14 protein-coding genes and 1 riboswitch are annotated in these 20,803 nt (G+C 42.9%); of the genes, 11 read left to right on the top strand and 3 right to left on the bottom strand.

Going from position 1 to position 20,803, the window contains the following annotated elements:
* Positions 1-142: 142 nt before the first annotated feature.
* Positions 143-1,834, bottom strand: coding sequence for a glutamine--tRNA ligase/YqeY domain fusion protein (locus ACEQ1T_RS14740; RefSeq protein WP_206845349.1), 1,692 nt, complete (start codon positions 1,832-1,834; stop codon positions 143-145).
* Between the two features lie 302 nt (positions 1,835-2,136).
* Between ACEQ1T_RS14740 and ACEQ1T_RS14735 the strand changes: the two genes are divergently transcribed.
* From ACEQ1T_RS14735 to ACEQ1T_RS14715, 5 genes are all read left to right on the top strand, one after another.
* The gene (locus ACEQ1T_RS14735) at positions 2,137-2,898 is read left to right on the top strand and encodes a carboxylesterase (RefSeq protein ID WP_206845348.1); all 762 of its coding nucleotides are present in this window, start codon (positions 2,137-2,139) and stop codon (positions 2,896-2,898) included.
* 183 nt (positions 2,899-3,081) lie between these two features.
* Complete coding sequence (locus ACEQ1T_RS14730) at positions 3,082-4,284, top strand: MFS transporter (protein WP_370223510.1); 1,203 nt, start codon at positions 3,082-3,084, stop codon at positions 4,282-4,284.
* 340 nt (positions 4,285-4,624) lie between these two features.
* The gene (locus ACEQ1T_RS14725) at positions 4,625-7,372 is read left to right on the top strand and encodes a dynamin family protein (RefSeq protein WP_206845346.1); all 2,748 of its coding nucleotides are present in this window, start codon (positions 4,625-4,627) and stop codon (positions 7,370-7,372) included.
* A 180-nt stretch (positions 7,373-7,552) separates the two neighbouring features.
* The gene (locus tag ACEQ1T_RS14720) at positions 7,553-10,348 is read left to right on the top strand and encodes a response regulator (protein WP_370223509.1); all 2,796 of its coding nucleotides are present in this window, start codon (positions 7,553-7,555) and stop codon (positions 10,346-10,348) included.
* Positions 10,349-10,429: 81 nt separating this feature from the next.
* Positions 10,430-11,245 (top strand): protein-glutamate O-methyltransferase CheR, encoded by an 816-nt coding sequence (locus tag ACEQ1T_RS14715; RefSeq protein ID WP_370223507.1) that lies wholly within the window; start codon positions 10,430-10,432, stop codon positions 11,243-11,245.
* 65 nt (positions 11,246-11,310) lie between these two features.
* On the opposite strand, the gene ACEQ1T_RS14710 is transcribed toward ACEQ1T_RS14715, so the two are convergent.
* Complete coding sequence (locus ACEQ1T_RS14710; protein ID WP_206845343.1) at positions 11,311-12,453, bottom strand: SpoIIE family protein phosphatase; 1,143 nt, start codon at positions 12,451-12,453, stop codon at positions 11,311-11,313.
* 348 nt (positions 12,454-12,801) lie between these two features.
* Between ACEQ1T_RS14710 and ACEQ1T_RS14705 the strand changes: the two genes are divergently transcribed.
* The 5 genes from ACEQ1T_RS14705 to ACEQ1T_RS14685 all read left to right on the top strand — a co-directional run bounded on the left by ACEQ1T_RS14705 (position 12,802) and on the right by ACEQ1T_RS14685 (position 17,854).
* Positions 12,802-14,166 (top strand): aspartate kinase, encoded by a 1,365-nt coding sequence (locus tag ACEQ1T_RS14705; RefSeq protein WP_370223506.1) that lies wholly within the window; start codon positions 12,802-12,804, stop codon positions 14,164-14,166.
* Between the two features lie 217 nt (positions 14,167-14,383).
* Positions 14,384-15,022 carry a glycosyltransferase gene (locus ACEQ1T_RS14700; RefSeq protein ID WP_370223505.1) on the top strand — a complete coding sequence of 213 codons (639 nt, stop codon included), beginning with the start codon at positions 14,384-14,386 and terminating at the stop codon, positions 15,020-15,022.
* A gap of 135 nt (positions 15,023-15,157) precedes the next feature.
* A complete protein-coding gene (locus ACEQ1T_RS14695) occupies positions 15,158-16,345 on the top strand; it encodes an MFS transporter (protein WP_221880504.1) in 1,188 nt (395 codons plus the stop codon).
* A 188-nt stretch (positions 16,346-16,533) separates the two neighbouring features.
* A riboswitch (glycine riboswitch) is annotated at positions 16,534-16,633 on the top strand.
* A 147-nt stretch (positions 16,634-16,780) separates the two neighbouring features.
* The gene (purU, locus tag ACEQ1T_RS14690) at positions 16,781-17,647 is read left to right on the top strand and encodes a formyltetrahydrofolate deformylase (protein ID WP_206845332.1); all 867 of its coding nucleotides are present in this window, start codon (positions 16,781-16,783) and stop codon (positions 17,645-17,647) included.
* 81 nt (positions 17,648-17,728) lie between these two features.
* Positions 17,729-17,854, top strand: a complete 126-nt coding sequence (locus ACEQ1T_RS14685) for an FbpB family small basic protein (protein WP_019380090.1) — start codon at positions 17,729-17,731, stop codon at positions 17,852-17,854.
* Positions 17,855-18,412: 558 nt separating this feature from the next.
* Here the strand turns inward: ACEQ1T_RS14685 and ACEQ1T_RS14680 are convergent.
* Complete coding sequence (locus ACEQ1T_RS14680) at positions 18,413-18,724, bottom strand: hypothetical protein (RefSeq protein WP_370223511.1); 312 nt, start codon at positions 18,722-18,724, stop codon at positions 18,413-18,415.
* A 324-nt stretch (positions 18,725-19,048) separates the two neighbouring features.
* Between ACEQ1T_RS14680 and ACEQ1T_RS14675 the strand changes: the two genes are divergently transcribed.
* Positions 19,049-20,803: an alkaline phosphatase gene (locus tag ACEQ1T_RS14675; RefSeq protein WP_370223503.1), complete on the top strand. Its 1,755-nt coding sequence runs from the start codon at positions 19,049-19,051 to the stop codon at positions 20,801-20,803.

The raw sequence follows: 20,803 nt of genomic DNA, 5'->3' as shown, positions 1-20,803 counted from the left end.
ATGCTGATTTTCAATTTTGCTATTACTACTTATGTAAATTCTTACATTTTAAACCTTACCACCTTTTCAAGCCGGAATGTAGCTGTGTATAAGAGCATTGTTTACAAAAAAAGATTGAGGAAACCTTCCTCAAGCTTAGAAATTATTTTAACTTAAATGAACTCTTCAGCGATACAATCCTGTTAAAAACAGGTTTTTCTGCTGATGTGTGTTTCGGGTCGACATTGAAATAGCCATGACGGAAGAATTGGAATTTATCCTGGGCTTTTACATCCTTCATGTTAGGTTCAATGAAACCATGAACAATTTCAAGTGAGTTCGGGTTCACATAGTCAAGGAACGTTTTCCCTTCCGCATCGTTTTCAGCAGCATCATCTGTGTCTGCCTCAGCATTCTGATCGGCATCTTCGTCAAGAATCAATGGCTCGTATAAACGGAATTCAGCCGGAATGGCACTCTTTGCATCCACCCAGTGAAGCGTACCCTTTACTTTTCGGCCGGTAAAACCTGTTCCGCTCTTCGTTTCAGGGTCATATGTGCACTGCAGCTCAACAACATTGCCATCCTCATCCTTGATGACATCGTTGCACTTGATGAAGTATGCATGCTTTAAGCGTACTTCATTGCCAGGGAAGAGGCGGAAATATTTTTTCGGCGGATCTTCCATGAAATCGTCCTGCTCAACATAAATCTCCCTCGAGAAAGGAATTTGGCGCATGCCCATCTCAGGATTTTCCGGATTGATTTCCGCATCAAGCATTTCAGTTTGATCTTCCGGGTAGTTTGTGATCACAACCTTTAATGGGCGAAGCACACCCATTGTGCGAGGGGCTTTCAATTTCAGGTCTTCGCGGACATAATGCTCAAGCATGGCCTCATCCACTACACCGGACCCTTTTGAAACACCCGTTTCTTTTACGAACTCTCGGATTGCTTCCGGAGTATAGCCCTTGCGTCTTAGACCGGAAATCGTCGGCATGCGCGGGTCATCCCAGCCATCTACATAATTTTCTTCCACAAGCTGCTTCAATTTTCTTTTGCTCATAACTGTATTAGAAATATTCAGGCGGCCAAACTCAATTTGCTGCGGCGTGCTTTCCATTTCACACTCTGCGACAACCCAGTTATATAGCGGGCGCTGATCTTCAAACTCGGTTGTACATAAGGAATGGGTAACTCCTTCGATTGCATCCTCAAGCGGGTGGGCAAATGCATACATCGGATAGATGCACCACGTATCCCCCGTATTGTGGTGAGTTGCATGTGAAACACGATAGATAACCGGATCGCGCAAGTTCAGGTTCGGTGATGACATGTCGATCTTTGCTCTGAGAACCTTTGCTCCGTTTTCAAATTCACCTTTACGCATGCGTTCAAATAAATCAAGATTCTCTTCAGCTGAACGGCTTCGGTATGGGCTTTCTTTCCCAGGCTCTGTCAGCGTTCCGCGGTATTGACGGATCTCTTCCTGGCTTAAGTCATCCACATATGCTTTTCCTTTCTTGATTAAAAGAACTGCACGGTTGTACATTTCCTCGAAGTAATTCGATGCAAAATGAAGCTCCTCCCATTCGTAGCCAAGCCATTTAACATCCTCTTTAATGGCATCCACAAATTCCTGATCTTCCTTTAGCGGATTCGTATCATCAAAACGGAGGTTTGTCTTGCCATTAAAATCATCTGCCAGGCCGAAGTTGATGACTATCGATTTGGCATGTCCGATATGAAGATAACCGTTCGGCTCAGGCGGGAAACGAGTAATGACCTCTTTGCGCTTTCCTGATTCCAGATCCTCTTTAATAATCGTTCGTATAAAATTTGAATTGTTTTCCAAACCGGTATCAGCCTTTCTGTTTATGTAGTTAGTACTTATTTTAATAATATCGGGAAGGAAAATAAAGCGAAACTTCCCTTAGCTGCGCTCCTAATGCCTGCTTTTTTGTTTATAGGGCAATGCTGCTAATTTCTATATTCATTCTATCTATTATAAACAAGTCGATGCTGGAAAAAAAGTTTTTCTGAAGACTGGATGCGAAGTTTTACAAAAATGTTAAATGCTTTCAAATAAGGAGGGATAGAGGAATAGTAAAAGAATATCTCTTAATAGGAAATAACCTATTGAATGGAGGAAGGAACATGCCTGAGAAGTATCCTATTTTAGAAGGCGCAGAACCTTTTTATTATGAAGGAAATGAGATTGGGATTTTGGTATCGCATGGCTTTACGGGCTCAACACAAAGCATGCGTCCGCTAGGGGAAGCTTATGCAAATGCAGGGTATACGGTCTGCGGCCCAAGGCTGCGGGGACACGGCACTCATTATGAAGAAATGGAAACAACGACCTATCAGGATTGGATTCATTCTGTTGAAGAAGGCTATCAGTGGCTGAAAGAGCGCTGCAGTACGATATTTGTTACAGGTCTGTCGATGGGCGGTACCCTGACATTGTATATGGCCGAGAAATATCCGGAGATTAAGGGGATTATCCCGATTAATGCAGCTATTGAGATTTCTGATATGGCTGAAGCAGCCAGCCTGGATGTCCGCTTCCTTGATGCAATTGGTTCAGACATTAAAAACCCTGATATAAAAGAGCTTGCCTATGAAAGGACACCGGTTAAATCGCTTGGTGAAATAACAGAATTGATGAAGAAGGTCAAAGCCGATTTAGGAAAAGTGACTTGTCCTGCGCTGATTTTTGTCTCAAAAGAAGATCATGTAGTTCCGCCTTCCAATTCGCAGGAAATATACAGCAGCATTAAATCAGCTGCAAAGGAATTGGTCACCCTGGACAACAGCTATCATGTGGCAACACTGGATAACGATCAGGACATCATTATCGAAAGAACACTGCATTTTTTGCAGCGGGTACTGGAAACAAGCAGTCTGCAGGGGTGACGGGGGAGCTTAATCTGGCTCCCTTTTTTATGTACTGCATATAGAAGGTTTTCATTGTTTCAATAAAGTTCTGCACCTTGATGTGATGCTAAATTCCCGTTCCTTTTTTCAATCAGTTATGGTAGTATTTAGTGATGCGAAATAATTAACTGATTTATTCTGGAGATAAAAAGAAAGCGGGGGATGCAGTTGATAAAGGCTGTTAAAGAGACTTTGTGGACAAAGTCTTTCATTATGCTGATGGTCGGAAATTTATTTGTCTTTATGTCGTTTCAGATGCTGATTCCGACACTGCCTCCATATATAAAGTCCATAGGAGCAACTGGTCTTGAAATTGGGCTTGTTACGGCACTGTTTTCGATTGGAGCCGTTTTGAGCAGACCTTTCATCGGATTCATGCTTGAATATAGAGCAAGGAAGCAGCTGGTGCTGATTGGGGCAGCGGCGCTTCTGGCCATAACGGTTATATATCCGCTGTCAAGCGTGGTGATGATTTTTCTGCTGTTCCGATTCATCCACGGGCTCGCTTGGGGATGGTCAACAACTGTGAATGGGACGGCTGCTGTAGATGTAGTGCCTAATTCCCGTCTTGGAGAGGGAATGGGTTACTATGGCCTCAGCGTTACGATAGGGATGATCATCGCTCCGAGTCTTGGAATCTATCTATATCAGATTACTTCTTTTACCAACCTTATTTATATCTCGAGTGTACTTGGTGTAATTGCCATCGGCCTCCTATCCATTGTTCGCTACGAAACGCCTGCAGCTGTTCTGGAAACAAGGAAAGAGGATCTGAAATTTTCTTACTTAGGCTCATTAATCGAAAAATCCAGCTGGTTTCCTGCCTTTATTACGATTATTGTGACATTTGGGTATGGTTCCATCGTAACGTTCATCGTAATTTTTGGAGAAGAGCGCGGCATTGATCAGATTTTCCTTTTCTACCTGTTCAATGCGATCATGGCATCGCTTTCGAGGCCAATTGCCGGAAAGTGGTTTGACCAGCGTGGGCCAAAGGGACTTGTACTGCTTTGCACGTTCTTGACCTTTATTGGTATGTGGGTACTTTCTTTCGCTCATTCGAATTTGTTTATTATCATAAGCGGAATTTTGTTCGGGATTGGCTTTGGATCGTTGATTCCTACTCTGCAGTCATGGACGCTGTCGATGACACCACCCAACCGCCGGGGTGTGTCAAATGGAATGTTCTTCTCATCCATCGACCTTGGCATTGGACTAAGCGGCCTTGTGTTTGGGGTGCTTGCACAGTTTGTGGAAACGGCAGCACTGTTCCAAATATCAAGTGTGTTCCTGATTCTTGGCATGGCTGTTACAGTCCTTTATGGCAGACGGCGCTCAGCCGCCCGCCCGCAGCAAGCCTCTTAATGAAGAATGAAAACTGGCAGACAGGAATATATATTTCTGTCTGCCAGTTTTTATTTTGATTTGGGGTGGTATTAATAAAGTAAAGATGGTTCCAATCATTAAGAATATTACACAGGAATACAGCAATGTTTCAAAAATGATAGAGAAATGAAATTTTTTGCAGAAAAATTTTTGCTACAATATAAGGATAAAGGATGAAAATTGGCGCATTATGCGTTTTTTATAAAAGCATGCTGATAAAGCCCTATGATATTAGGAAATCAGCAGGCTGTTCAATAAACTCTTTTAAAAGCCGGTGCCTCTAGGCACACTTTTAATAATAGCACTGCGGGGGATCAAGATGACTTTAGAGAAGCAGCTAATCAGCAAAACCTTTTACGAGACCTTCATGGGATCTAATGAAAATGTGCATCCGATCAGGGTTTTGGGTGAACTGTATGTGGCTGAGCAGCAGAACGAAGTGCCCGATTTAACCAATATCCGTTTCGCCCAGGGTGAGGTGTATTTCCTTAACAAGGATTATGAAGCGGCCATTTTTAAATGGGAGAGCATCCCGAATGAATTGGGGCCATGGGCACAGAAAAATATGGCTGATGCCTATTTTGAATTGGATTTGCTTTCAAATGCGGAGGACTTTTACAAATCGATTGAAACAGATTCAGAGGTGTTGAAAACCGAAGTGCTCCTTCAGCTGTTTTCACTTTACATACAGCGAGGCAAGCTTGAACTTGCTGTAGAAGCCATTAAAGATGCGGTTCGATTAAATCCGGATTATCCGGATGTGACCGATCTGGCACGCGGATTCTTTGAAGAACACAGCGATTGGGGAAATGCAGTGGAGCTGGCTGTCAATGAAGCAATCAGGACGGAATCCATATCCTGGTTTGAAGTTCTTCACTCGTATGTGGAGCAGGGGCGGACAGTTAAAACGGAGCCGAACTATTTCAGTGAGGCGCTTGCGGTATTATACCGTGTGGACGAGGCTCATTTTGAAAGTTTATCAGCGGCTCTATGGAATAGCTACAAGAAATCAGATCTGTATTTCTCATGGCTGAAAGAATTTAACCATCTTCTCCTGAATATGGAGCCAGGGCGCTCACATACATGGAGCCTGCTTTCCGAGCTTTACAAGGATACTTATTTTGAATTAATCAGCGGTAAGCATCTAATCCGGGACTTATCACACCTGATACCGAATCATATAACTAACTGGGTGAAAATAGCTGCACCTTCGCATTCCCTTGTTTCGGCTTCGGCAGTGCTGGCGTGGAGCGAAATTTTCCCGTCCAACATTGATTCATCAGCTGTCAGCGAGGCAGAGGGCCTTGTGAATCGCTCTGTTCGCTTTCAGGATAGCTTGGAGGAAAGCTTCAAGCTATTTGAAAATGTCATGAAATGGGCGAAGGAAAAGGGCGTGCTAATGGGGGAACGCTTTGAATGGATGGTCCGTGAGCTCCTTGATTTGGATGCCGGGCATTTGCTGATTGCCGGTGCGGCTTCAAATGGGAAATCCTCGTTTGTCAACACTCTTCTCGGTGAAGAGCTGATGGGAGATTCCACTTCTGCTTCAGTGCTGTTCAAGGATAGTGATGAAGCGGAAATTCATGCCGTTACGGACGAGGAAGTGCGGAGTATTTCTGATCTGGAGGACTTTAGGCAAAGCGCAGAAAAAAGCCAGCAGACGCTTATACGATGCAAAATGCCATTCGGCTTTTTACAGAATAATAGACTTGCTGTCATTGATACGCCTGGTCTTGCGGGGCAAAGCAAGTTCAGAAATGGTGTGTTCCAATATCTGCATTTCGCAGACAGCATGCTGTTTGTCCTGAATGCGGATTCGCCTCTGACAGATAAAGAGCTGGATCTTGCTGTGAGAATGAGAGAGCAGGCTCCGGAATTGCCTATTCATTTCCTTCTCAGTAAAATGGACCGGATTCCAGACAGCCAGGATGCCATGGATCTTCTTGATGAAACTCAGTCCCGTGTGCATACCTACTTTCCAAAAGCAAAGGTGTTTGCTTTCTCCGCGTATTATGAAAGCGAAAGCCAGCTGAAAGATTTAGCAGTCTTTATCAAGTCGATGGTGGATCGAGGGGACCGGAAAGAAGAGCGTACAGCAAAGGTTCTTTACTATGTTAAAAAATCGATCAAATTCCTTCTTGAAAAACGCGTAGAGATGGAAAACAGCTTGATTGATACTATTAAATGGAACGAAGAAATGGTAACAAAACTTAAGGGTGCCAACAATCAGCTGAGTGATATGGAAGAAGAAAAGGTCCGGACAATTAAAAAGTCCTACAGCCAAATTAAAGATAAAATGAGACAGGATCTTGAGAAAAAGATTCCGGAACTGCTTCGGAATTGTTCTGAAATGGTGACAGAGGACAGTGATTTTGGAAAAATCCACACAGAACTCAATGACGAAATGAATAATCGGGTACATGAATATATTGAAGAGACGGTTTTGCCGGATTTCCATGTTTCCATTCAGGAGTGGATTGCTGAAAGTGAAGGAGAGTTCAGAAGCAGCCAGGCATATCTGGATGAAATGAGCGAAAGCTTCAATGAGCTATATGGCGAGGAGAAAATCTCGCTTGGCTGTGACTTTAGGGTTCTGGATGACTGGCGCCGCGACGCGGATCGAATGACACGGGGAAGTGTTCAGCTGGAAAAGGCGAACATTCTAAACCGCTTTTCGCCATCGCAGTTCCTGCTGAAGAGTGCAGGCAAGCTGCTTGGTGCGATCCAGCAGAATAAAGCCATGCTCCATAATAAATATAAACAGTTCATTGAACATGAAGACTATAGTGAGATCGCAGAATCCATCACCAATAAATTCATGCAGCAATTCGAGCTTTTCGAGAAATCGCTTGAACGGGATATTAAAATGTTTTTCAGAAATCCGTTTGATGTATTGAATCATACGGTTGAAGAGACCTATACCGACATTGCAGATAATAAAGAAGCTTTAAGCGATATGCGCAAAAATCCTGAGATTTACCAGGATCCCCTGACACTATTTGACCTGAAGCTGCGCCAGTTTGAATGGATGACTTCAGCAGGGGGAAAAGTTAAGGAATATCGTTGAAAATTAGGGGGGAGTTTTCCTTCCTTTTTTTTATGAAAAAAATAGAAAAAACAGGTTTGATTTATAACGAATAAGGGTAAAGAAGCTAGTCTATTAAAATCTTAAACTCATAAACGTGAACATGAACTTGAAATCGGAAACAAAGATAAAGAAAAATTGGGGGAAAGAAGGAGAGAACAGGTGAGTTTTAAGGGAAAGCAAATAATGGGTTTGGGCCTAACCGTATTTTTTATGTTTATTCTAATGTTTGTCATTCTGTCTATGGTGAATGGAATGAAGGCGAACATGCTGGAAGTTGTGGAGGATCGCTATTATAAGGTAAACCAGGCTACAGAGATCAGACAGCTTTTTTACCAGACAGATCAGCAGCTGCTGAGTGTGCTCACCGACATAGAATCGGCAGATCCAGCCATGACGGCTGAATTGATTGAGGCAAACCATGAAGGGATACAAACCCGGATTTTGAAATTGGAAAATGAATTAAATAGACAGAAATCGAGCCTGCTATTAAAGGAAGTAGAACAGGCATATGAATCATATGCCCAAATGCAAAAGAGCTTCATTGGATTAATGGGAGGCGGAGATCTGGATTCCCTGGAAGATCTGTACAGGGAAGAAAGGGAAAACCGAAACTCTCTTCTGGTTAAGCTGGCTGAATTTAAAGAATATCAGGAATCCATCATGGCTGATTCCCTGGAAAGTGCAAATGAAACGTATAATCAGTTAGTATCGACTTTGGTTGCTGCGGTTGCAATAGCTATTATTTTAATCGTCGGAGTGACGGTTTGGGTGATTAGAAGTACAGGCAGAAGCATCAGCTTAATTACAAAGGGAATTAAGGATATTGATTATCAAGACCTTTCTTCCATTTCAAGGCTGAATATCGAAACAAAAGATGAGATCGGTGAAATCGCGATAGCCTTCAACTCTATGGCTGATTCACTGGAGAATTATTACGAAAAAGAACAGCGCTATTCGGCTGAAATCAGTGAGCAGAACTGGATTCAAAGCCAGTCTGCTGCATTAGTAAGCATCTATAGCCAGCATGTGGCCATAGGGAATTTGGCAGATGATTTTATTTCTAGGATGGCACCTGCTGCCGGAGCCAATCTCGGAGTAATTTATGTGAAGGATGACAGCGGAAGCAAACCTGTATTTAAAAAACAAGCTGCTTATGCCGATGGAGCGGAAGATGCAGGAAGAGACTTTTTCTTTGCCGGAGAAGGAATAGCAGGGCAAACAGTCAGGGATAAGAAAACAATATTACTTCAAGATGTTCCGGAGGATTACAAGGTCCTATCAACCGGTTTGGGAGATGTCAGGCCGAAAAGCATCATGATGGCACCTGTCATGCTCAAAGATGAGGTCGTTGCAGTTGTGGAATTGGCAAGTTTGAGGCAATTCACTGATGCACAGATCAAGCTCCTGGAAAAAGTAATTGATACATTAGGAATAGCCATTACCAATATTTCAGGAAGAATGGAGATCGAACGCTTATTGGCAGAATCTCAGGCACAGACAGAGGAACTTCAGGCACAGGCTGAAGAGCTGCAGTCCCAGTCGGAGGAACTGCAGGCCCAATCTGAAGAAATGCAGAGTCAATCCGAAGAGCTGCGCATGATTAATGAACAGCTTGAAGAGCGCTCCAGAGATGCGGAAATGAAATCCGAAGAACTTCAGGCTGCCAAGGAAGAGCTGGAGGAAAAAGCAAAGCAGCTGAGTTTAAGCTCAAAATACAAGTCAGAATTCCTGGCAAATATGTCGCATGAGCTGCGCACGCCGCTTAACAGCATATTGCTTTTATCAGAGATGCTGGCAGAAGATCCGGATCAAATCCTCACTGAGGAACAGAAGGAGTTTTCCAAGGTTATTCATACATCCGGACAGGATTTGCTTACCCTGATCAATGATATTCTGGACCTTTCAAAAGTAGAAGTAGGAAAACTGGAGATAAGCTTTGAGGAAGTCAATATGGGTGAAATGTCGCAGCGTATGAAGCAGCATTTTACACAAGTGGCAAAGCATAAACACCTTGAGTTTACTGTAAGCTCTTCAGAAGAAGTGCCGCCTGTATTCAATACCGATGAGCAGCGGCTCCAGCAAATTGTGAAAAATCTCCTGTCAAATGCATTTAAATTTACGGAAGAAGGTTCAGTAGCAGTCACTTTTGAAAAAGCCGCACAGAGCGATTTCTTTGGTTTGCCGCTATCCACCTATACAGATGACTGGCTTAAAGTAACAGTGCTGGATACAGGTATTGGCATTCCAGCGGAAAAGCAGCAGCTGATTTTTGAAGCCTTCCAGCAGGCTGATGGAGCCACGATGAGAAGATATGGCGGAACGGGCCTGGGATTGTCCATCTCCAAGGAATTTGCCCAGCTGCTCGGCGGCATTTGCAAAGTGGAGAGTGAAGAAGGAAAAGGAAGCCGCTTTACACTGGTCATTCCTAATCTGCCAAACGGCATGCCTGATATAGAGGCAGGTTCGCTTGCTTTAGAAGAAGCAGCTGTAACCGCTGAACCTCTGGAGGAAGTGTCTGAGGCAGCAGAACCCCCAGCTGCTGAAGGAATTAGTGAAGCAGAGCATCAGCATACAGGTACTGAGCTTAAAGATAAAACAGTCATAGTCGTAGATGATGATCACAGAAATATTTATGCGCTGAAAAATGCTTTAAATAAAGAAGGCATGAATGTCCTTACAGCAGAAAACGGGATGCAGTGCCTGGATTTAATAATGGGTACAGAAAAGATTGATATTGTGCTGATGGATATTATGATGCCGGTTATGGATGGTTATGAAACCATGAAGAGGCTTCGCGGGCTGGACAGGCATCAGGATGTTCCAATCATTGCCCTTACTGCCAAGGCAATGAAAGGCGATAGGGAAAAGTGCATGGAAGCTGGTGCAACAGATTATATCAGCAAGCCGTTAAAACTGGACCAGCTGCTGTCCGTAATGAGGGTGTGGCTTTCATAGAAGGAACCCGGGGGGCACCAGTCCTGACATACGGACACTGTCACCATAATTTTATTCTCGAAAGTTGAGGAATGGATAGAATTGAAAAAGGAAGAATTAGAGATAGATTTACTTTTAAAGGCCATTTACGGTTTATCCGGGTATGATTTCCGGCAATATATGCGCTCTTCTATTGCGAGGAGGATACAAAATCGCATTAGCAGGGATCGGCTGCCCAGCATAACAAGCCTCACAGAGAAGGTTATACATGAAGATGGATATCTGCAAAAGGTCCTGAGCGATTTTTCAATTAATGTTACCGAAATGTTCCGGGACCCTTCGTTTTTTAAAGCTTTTCGAAATGAGGCTGTCCCGATGCTCAGAGAATTGCCTGAGATCAGAATTTGGCATGCAGGCTGTTCGACTGGAGAGGAAGCCTATTCCATGTCTATTTTGATGGAGGAGGAAGGTCTGGGGGAACGAACTAAAATTTATGCCACAGACATCAATGAAAAGGTGCTGAAAAAGGCTGAGAGCGGAATGATCCCTCTGCAAAAAATGCAGCTCTACACAAAGAATTACATTATGGCAGGCGGAAAAAAATCATTTTCTGAATACTACACTACCGATTGTGAAGCAGCTTATTTGAATTCATCCCTGCTTGATAGAATGGTTTTTGCACAGCATAATCTGGTGACCGATGGTTCTTTTAATGAATTTCATGTGATTATATGCCGCAATGTCATGATTTATTTTAACACTGATCTGCAAAGCCATGTTTTTAATCTTTTCAATGAAAGCCTTAGCATGGGAGGTTTTCTGGGACTTGGAAGCAAGGAAGCGCTGAGGATGGAAGTGCCCGTATTTGAAGAAATCAACCTGCAGGAAAAGATTTTCAGGAAGACCGCTCAAGCATAAGAAAAACAGAGTGCGGGCCCTATTTGAGGGACTGCACTCTGTTTTTTTGCAAAAATATTATGTAACTAATTTGCCTGAACCAGAACAACACACATATCATCATCGGCGCTTGCCTGCTGCTCTTTAGTCAAAATCATATCGATTGGTTCTGCTGTTCGGGCTGCATTCCAATGGAAGGATGCGAAGCGCTGAAGATATTCACAAGGGTTAAGATTATTCTGTTCCACTGCTTCTTCTACTCCGTCCGTAAACAGGAGCAGCTGGATGGAGTCTATATAGGGAATTGTTTCTTTTTGGATCGTAATATCTTCAAAAAAGCCTACTGCACACATATTGCTGGTTAAACTGACCATTTCCTTTTTATCTGTGAGTGCATATCCGGTTGGATGTCCGGCATTTACATACTCGACGGTTTTGTCTTTTTTATTAAGGACGAGATAAATGGCTGTAAAATAATATGGAATCCGCTGATTGCGCTGATTAAGGGAGTTCATCCACCGATTTAGTTCCTTCATGACGTATTCAGGATCGCTGCATGTTCTGATAGCATCCCTTAGTACAGAAGAGATAAACATGCATACAAGGGATGCTGAAATTCCGTGGCCCATCATATCCAGCTGGATGGCAGCAAAGCGGTGTTCATCTATTTGGTGCCAGTAATACATATCCCCTGCAAGTTTGTTGGCCGGCAGGTAGGAAGCCTTTAACAGTGTATGTTCATGATAAATCGGCTCACTCAGCATGCTGGTCTGAACCTGCATGGATAAATCCAATTCATTCTTGATTTTATTTTCCTGCTCCTTATGCCAGTCCTTTTCATATTTAAGTCTTAAAGCAGCACGAATCCGGGCAAGCAGTTCCGTTTTATTTATGGGCTTCATAACATAATCAGTTCCGCCCGCATCTAGTGCCTCAGCTACTTTATTTGAATCTTCCAATGCAGTTACAAAAATCACCGGAATATCCTTTAAATGCGGAATCTGCTGAAGCCGCCGGCATGCTTCAATTCCATCCATCTCCGGCATCATAATATCCATTAAGATAATGTCTGCTTTTATATCAGCTGAGAAAGGTGAATATCCCTGAAGATGCTGAAACATATCCTTTGCAGAAGAAAACGTTAAATGGTCTTTATATCCGGCGCGTTTTAATATATGCTGAATGACAAACAAATTGGCTTGATTATCGTCCACAACTAGGATTCCCATAGACTGTTTCCCTTCCCGTGTTTTTACGATTGAATTCTTTATATAAATATCCTTAACATATACCCCGTTTTGGAATGGGGAAAACCATAATATTAATAGTTTTTTGCTTTAGGCAATTCTGCAGAACGGCATAAAATAAACTATATATTGTAAGCGTTTTCTTTTAATTTTCTAAAATAATAATATTAAGCGATATAATCACGCGAATTAATCATATTTAATATATCTACATACCTTTGTGTATTTTTATGGTGAACATCTGTGTTTTTCAGATAGAATTTTCTCTTGATTTCTTTGCGGATAAGAGTAAAATAAAGATTAAATTTTCAGAGATTAGGAGATGTCAGAATGAAAGTCGTGAAGTTCGGAGGATCTTCTTTAGCATCCGGAAAGCAAATCGAGAAGGTTTTCAATATTGTAAATGCAGATCCAGAGCGGAAGATAATAGTCGTCTCGGCTCCTGGTAAGCGATTTTCAGCAGACAATAAGGTTACTGATTTATTAATCGCATGTGCAGAAAAACGGAATCAGGGGGAGGCAGCTGATGACTTGGCTGAAGCTGTATTGGATCGGTATGGCCAAATAGCTGATGAATTGGAGCTTGATCCAAAAATTAAAGATATAATTAGGGAGGATCTTTTTACAAGGCTCTCCAGCGATACAGATGATCCTGAAGTTTTTATGGATCTGATTAAGGCGAGCGGCGAGGATAATAACGCTAAGCTTATTGCAGCATATTTTCAGCAGCAGGGAGTAGAAGCAAGGTATGTGAACCCGAATGAAGCGGGATTGCTTGTAAGCCCTGAGCCCGGAAATGCACAGGTTCTTCCTGAGGCATATGAGAATCTATATTCCTTAAGGGAACAGGACGGGATTATCATTTTTCCAGGTTTCTTTGGATATAGCAGGGAAGGGCAGGTGTTCACATTTTCAAGAAGCGGATCGGATGTAACAGGTTCCATTTTGGCTGGGGCAGCCAAAGCGGACTTGTATGAAAACTTTACAGATGTGGATGCTGTATTTTCGGTAAATCCATTTATTGTGGAAAGTCCTAAAGAAATCAAAGAATTGACATACCGCGAAATGCGGGAGCTCTCCTATGCAGGTTTTACCGTCCTGCATGATGAAGCACTTGTGCCGGCATTCAGGGCTGGTATTCCTGTGCAGATTAAAAATACGAATAATCCATCTGCTCCTGGCACCAGGATTGTGAACAAGCGCGCTAACACAAACGGACCTGTGATCGGGATTGCCAGTGATCAGGGATTCTGCAGCATATACGTCGGCAAATACTTAATGAACAGGGAAGTAGGCTTCGGGAGGAAGCTGCTGACCATTTTGGAAGAGTATGGCCTCAGCTATGAGCATACGCCGTCAGGAATTGATGACATCTCCATTATTCTTCGGGAAAACCAATTTACTGATGGTATGGAGGAAGAGATTCTGAGCCGTATTCAACGTGAACTTCACGCGGATGAGGTGAAAATCCAGCACAGCCTGTCGCTTATCATGGTAGTTGGTGAGGGGATGCGCCAAAACATCGGAACAATGGCCCGCGCCTCCAAAGCCCTCGCTAAAGCGAAAGTCAATATGGAAATGATCAATCAGGGCTCATCTGAAGTGAGCATGATGTTTGGCGTACAGGCAGTGGATGAAAAACGCGCGGTACAGGCGCTTTATAATGAGTTTTTTGCTGCGGTGGCAGCTGTGTGATCATTATCCGAAAGTAAATCTGTTTAAACGAAAGTAAAATGATTTATCTGAAAGTAAAATGATTTATCTGAAAGTAAATAGGCTTTATATGCAAATAAATCAAACGTTTGATTGAAAAAGCTTGGGGCATTAGCCTCGAGCTTTATTTTATGGAATGAAAAATCTTAAGATAATCAAAATAAGAAGGAACTTTTTCAATCTGGAAGGAGAAAAGGATATGAAGAAATTACTGATACTGGGAATAATGCTGATGATGCCGCTGAATATGCTGGCAGCTCAAGGCAATGCAGCTGCACAGAAACCGTGTATCACACAATCAGAGGTTAAGTTTGAAAATGAATTCCGCAGATTATGGATCGACCATGTATTATGGACAAGCAATTATATTACAAGTGCTACAACAGCCGGGGCGGAGGATCAGAAACAGGTTCTGGCAAGGCTCTTGAAAAACCAGGAGGATATCGGCAATTCAATAAAGCCCTATTATGGAGATGCTGCAGGAAATAAGCTTACAGAACTGCTTAAGGAGCATATAGTTATTGCAGGAGATATTGTGGAAGCTGCCAAGAGCGGGCAAGGCGCAAAAGTGAATCAGCTGAACAAAGAATGGCATCGCAATGCCGATGATATGGCTGCTTTTATAAGCAATGCCAATCCTAATCTGAAAAATGAAGATGTTAAAAAGTTGCTGTACACGCATCTCGAATTAGTGACGGATGATTTAACAGCGAGCCTTGTTAAGGATTGGGATGCCAGAATTGTTTCTATTGATGACGGGGTGACACATATTATCATGATGGCAGATGCCATTTCAGATGCAGTTGTGAGGCAATTCCCGGACAAATTCAAAGGGTGAATACAAGAGGCTTCAGCACATGCTGGAGCTTCTCTTATTTTTCCTTTGACAAAGCAGCCTGTCTCATTATAAGCTATTTAGCGTGCCGAAAAAAATAATGTAAATTTTTCACATATAGAAGGAGGGATATCCGCTATGTCTGGGGATCAAAAGAAAAAGATGATCATATTGATGATCAATATGTTTATTGCGATTGGAAGCTTTGGGATTATTATTCCGATTTTGCCGGCTTATTTGGAATCCATTAATCAGGGGGGAACGGCAGCAGGCCTGATGATTGCCATTTTCGCGGGTGCCCAGCTGATTTTTTCTCCCATTGCTGGAAAATGGGCTGACCAGTATGGCCGCAGAAAGATGATTATTTACGGGTTAGCTGGTTTGACACTATCCATGCTTGTCTTTTATGCAGTAGATTCCATTTGGCTGCTTTACTTTTCACGTGTCATTGGAGGCATAGGGGCAGCCTTGCTGATTCCAGCTATTTTTGCTTACATTGCTGATATTACTACCATGGAGCAGCGTGCAAAGGGGAATGGCCTTGTCTCAGCTGCGATGTCACTTGGAATTGTGGTTGGGCCTGGAATTGGCGGATTTTTGGCAGACTTCGGCTTGAAAATGCCATTTCTGATTTCAGCGCTTGTATCTCTAGTGGCTGTTATTTTTTCAATTGTGCTCCTCGAAGAAAGCAGCACATTGCAGACGGTGCCAGGAGAGATGCCTGAAGAGGAACCGATGGTCAAGAAGCTGGCAATGTCTGTTAAGAAGCCATATTTTATTCCGCTTGTTATTACATTGGTGATGAGCTTTGGGCTAATGGCGTATGAATCTGTGCTGGGGCTGTACCTTGATAATGAGTTTGCTGCTACTCCACAGGAAATTGCCATTATGGTGACTTCAACGGGGGTCATTAGTGTTATTGTTCAGTTATTTGTAGTCGATCGGGTGGTTAATAAATTCGGAGAAGGCAAGGTATTGAATATCTTTTTAGCTGTTGCAGCGTCAGGATTCCTTGTCTCACTGTTTGCAGGCAGCTATGCGCTTTTCTTCGTTATTTCACTGATCATTTTCCTTGCTACTTCCATCCTGCGTCCCGTTTTAACCACGCTAATCTCAAAAATGGCCGGCAATGAGCAGGGATTTGCGATGGGTATGAACAATGCTTATATGAGTATTGGAAACGTGCTTGGGCCGACGATTGCAGGTGTACTCTACGATGTCCGGATAACTTATCCGTTTGTTCTCGGTCTGGCCTTATTGATCGTTACATTGTTTATCACGATTGCCTGGCAGAAAAAGGAGCCGAAACCGAAAGCGGCTGTATAGAAACGGCTTGGAGACTTTGTCTTCAAGCTTTTTTTGTTTTTTCTGCCATTTATTCAAGACCAAATTATAAATCGGCATTGAAAGAATCATAATTGGCTTTAATTGTGGCAATTTTGTGAAAGAAACGCAGTTCGATTGACATAGTGCAAATAATGTATTATTCTGAAAATAACAAAAATATTGAGCGAATGACGGCTGCGGGAGAGAGCATTCAGTAGCCACCGAAGGAGCAAGCTTCAAAAATACCCTTGAAGCCAATCTCTCAGGTAGACAGACCGCAGTCAGACGCATCTCTGGAGAGCGCGCAGGAATCCTGCGACACCAAAGGGGTTAAACTCTCAGGTAAAAGGACAGGGAAGGGGGATAAAGAAGCCGCCTTTTTCTGTCCTTTTTATATGGATGGCAGCTTCGGGAAAAGCAGATGGAGGAATCTATATGAATACAAATATCAATGCAAACAGGGCGACATTGCTGATATCCTGTCCTGAGAGGCCTGGCATTATCTCCACAGTCTCCAATTTCCTGCTGGAGCATAAGGCTAACATTGTCCATTTTGACCAGCACACAACCGATCCGCTGGCAGGCATCTTCTTTATGAGGATTGAATTCGATATGAACCATTTTGATGAGTCCTTTTCAAAACTGAAAGAGGATCTGCCTGAAATGGCCAGTGAATATTCAATGGAGTGGAAGCTAAGCGGCAAAGGCGAGCGCAAGCGGATGGCCATATTTGTTTCTAAGATGGATCACTGTCTGCTGGAGCTGCTATGGCGCTGGAAATCGAAGGAGCTTGAAGTGGATATTCCCTTGGTGATCAGTAATCATCCCGACATGAGGGAAGTGGTGGAGGGTTTCGGAATACCTTATCATCATGTTCCGATTACGCCTGACACTAAAGCTGAAGCCGAGCAAAAGACGGTGGAGCTGCTGGATGGAAAAGTAGATTTCATTGTACTGGCAAGATATATGCAGATCCTTTCGCCCAGCTTTATTTCCAAATATCCAAACAGGATTATCAATATCCATCATAGCTTTCTGCCAGCCTTCGTGGGAGCCAATCCTTATGCACGGGCGTTTAACCGCGGAGTCAAGCTGATTGGGGCAACAGCTCATTATGTAACGAATGATTTGGATGAAGGCCCGATCATTGAGCAGGATGTCCAGCGGGTTAACCACCGACACACTGCACAGGATCTCAAAATTGCAGGACGGCATGTGGAAAGACAGGTCCTCGCTCAGGCGGTCGCCTGGCATGTGGAAGACAAAGTCATTGTGCATGGAAATAAGACGATTGTATTTTAGGTGACAGACACCATGCACTGTCAAAAAAAATAGATCCAGCATCCAGGAGATTACAGACATCATGAGAGAAGGTGAGCAGAAATGAAAAAGAAAAAATTATCAATGCTTGAAATGATTAAGGCAAATAAAGAGGAGCTTTTAAAAGATAGCCGGGAGCTTGAAAAAATTGAAAAGAAAATAGACGATAAATATGCAAAAGCACAGTAAGAGTGTACACCCGGCCTGGGAGTAAAAATGGCCGGGTGTTTTTTTATGGAGCTGAGTTACGAAGTGAAAATGGCACGAGATGCTATTGAGGATTAGTGTCTGCGGGAAGAGCATGAAATGAACGAAGGGAGCTAATGAGGGAGAATAGCGTCTTTGAGGAGAGGTATGAGGAGTGAAGGGAACTAATAAGGATGAATAGGGCCTTTGGGGAGAGATAAGCGGGAGTGAGGGGAACTGATAAAGGATGAATAGTGCCTTTGAGAAGAGGCAAGCCGGAGTGAAGGGATCTAATAAGAATGAGCAGTGCCCCAGAAGAAGTGAAAAGGGACGAAGAAAACTAATGCAGAAAGGTAGGTTCCCCATGATAGAAGCATTAAAAACACCCAGGGAGTCCCTGGGTGCCAAATTCTTATTTTTGTCTAAAGAAATCTGTGAAAGCATGATACATTTCCATTCCCTGATAAAAGAACAGGCTGGAAGCTGTTAATGAAAATAACCCAATCATTAAGAATCGAATCCACATTATTCGTTTCCTCCTTTAATTGTTTTGTTGGACAATTAAGGAGTGTGGATTACATAATTCGCCTCGTAGAAGATGGGATTATAGAATATCTTCTTCCTGCGGGCGATGATGTGCAGGGCACTGTATATAAAAAGGATAATGGTTAGGATTGTGATGGCTAAAGAAATTATACCCTGTATGAAAATATGTTTTTTAGGATCATCTTTTATTAGAAAGCTCTCGGAAAAGTCCGAAACAGTTACCGCTTTGCTTTGGTCCATTGGTATATCATTAAAATGGACCCCAGGGTACTGGGTGATGAGGAAGGTTAAAAATACAGACAGCATTAAAAATGGCATTAACTTCATTTTTTTCACTTCCCTCACCCCTTTTCAAGATTATAACTATCATCATAACCACTATTTATAGATTAGTAAACTAAAAGATTTTGACAGGATTCGTTAATATTCTATGTATATATTGTAAAAATAGTTGGGACAAATGTTACAGAGGTACAAAGGTATTTTGACCGCAAGTCTAGAATATCGGTTGAATAAATATCCATATCCTTACAAAAGTCCTGTTAAAATTGGCAGAGATATTGTCATCCTCCTTTACATATCTTCATATTGCTTTAAAAAAAGCCTCTTATAATCAATTGTGAATCCAGTTTGAATTAAGAGGTGAAGAAAATGAACAATGATAGGTCGATTGATGATTTAATCAAGAAGTTTAATGAAGAGAACTTGAAGAGGGACATTGACCGCCGGAGCTTTCTATCTGGTGCAGGGAAAATTGCCGGTTTTTCTCTTGCCTTGGCTATGGCGCAATCATTAGGTGTGGGTAATCTAACAGTTGAGGCTTCTCCTAAGTTCAGCAAATATCCTTTTACCCTCGGTGTGGCATCAGGAGATCCTCTTTCGGACAGTGTGGTTTTATGGACAAGGCTTGCACCAGAACCGCTTAATGGAGGAGGGATGCCTTCTCATGCTGTGCCAGTTAAATGGGAACTTGCTGCAGATGAACATTTCCGAAAAGTTGTTAAACGCGGGACAGAAATTGCAGTGCCTGATTTGGCGCATTCTGTGCATGTGGAGGCAGAAGGCTTAATGCCGGACACTGTATACTATTATCGTTTTAAATGTGGAAATGAACTAAGCCCAATCGGCAAAACAAAGACACTTCCTGCTGCGGGTGCCAAAGTATCAGGGCTATCATTTGCATTTGCTTCATGCCAGCAGTATGAACATGGATTTTTTACTGCCTATCAGCATATGGCAAAGGAAAATTTGGATTTTGTCATTCACCTTGGCGACTACATATATGAATATGGACCAAATGAATATATTTCACCAACAGGAAATGTCCGCCACCATAGCGGACCGGAAATTATCTCTACTGAAGATTATCGGAACCGCCATGCTCAGTACAAATCTGATCCGCATCTGAGAGAAGCTCATGCTGCTTTCCCTTGGGTGGTAACTTGGGATGACCATGAAGTGGAAAATAACTATGCAGCAGGGATTCCGGAAAAAGGCCAGTCAGCTGAAGCATTTATAAAACGCCGTGCAGCCGCTTATCAGGCATATTATGAGCACATGCCTCTCCGGTTATCTTCCATGCCAAATGGTGATGGTATGCAGCTGTATAGGGAATTCAGCTATGGCAGCCTGGCATCATTCCTTGTGCTTGATTCCCGGCAATATCGTGATGATCAGGCAAATGGTGATGGCAGCAAGCCGCATACGCCGGAGTCCCTTGATCCAAACCGCACTCTTCTCGGCAATGACCAGGAAAAATGGGTTGAAAGCAATCTTGCCAGTTCCAATGCGCATTGGAATGTCCTTGCACAGCAGGTGTTCTTTGCCCAGAGAAACTTCGGGACTATGGCTTCGCCGAAGTTCAGCATGGATGCATGGGATGGTTACCCTGCTGCCCGGCAGCGTTTGGCTGATTTTGCTGTTTCAAACAATATCGGAAACCTAATTGTTCTGACTGGAGATGTACATGCAAGCTGGGCTTCCAATATTCTAACAGACTATAATGATCCAAATGCAAAGCTGATTGGGGCCGAATTTGTCGGAACCTCTATCACATCAGGAGGAAACGGATCAGATGTGAGAGCGGATACGGAAAAGACGCTTGCAGAAAATCCGCATATTAAATTCTTTAATAATTATAGAGGCTATGTCCGCTGCCGGGTAACACCAGAGCAATGGCGTACAGATTATCGGGTGCTTCCTTTTGTAACAGAGCCTGGGGCGGATATATCAACGAGAGCATCCTTAGTCTTTGAAAAAGACCAGGCTGGCTTGAAGCAGGTTTCGGCTACAGCTGTCCCTCAGGGAGTTCGAATATCTGCTGAGGTGGAGGAAGATCGCCATCACGCTCATTCAAGGGCACATGAAAAGCAGCTTAAGAAAAAGCGAGAAAAGGTATTACATTAA

The organism is Cytobacillus sp., assembly GCF_964223445.1.
Classification (GTDB): domain Bacteria; phylum Bacillota; class Bacilli; order Bacillales; family Cytobacillaceae; genus Cytobacillus.
Note: the sequence above shows the minus strand (reverse complement) of the source record. Positions and strands in the feature narration are given on the sequence as shown.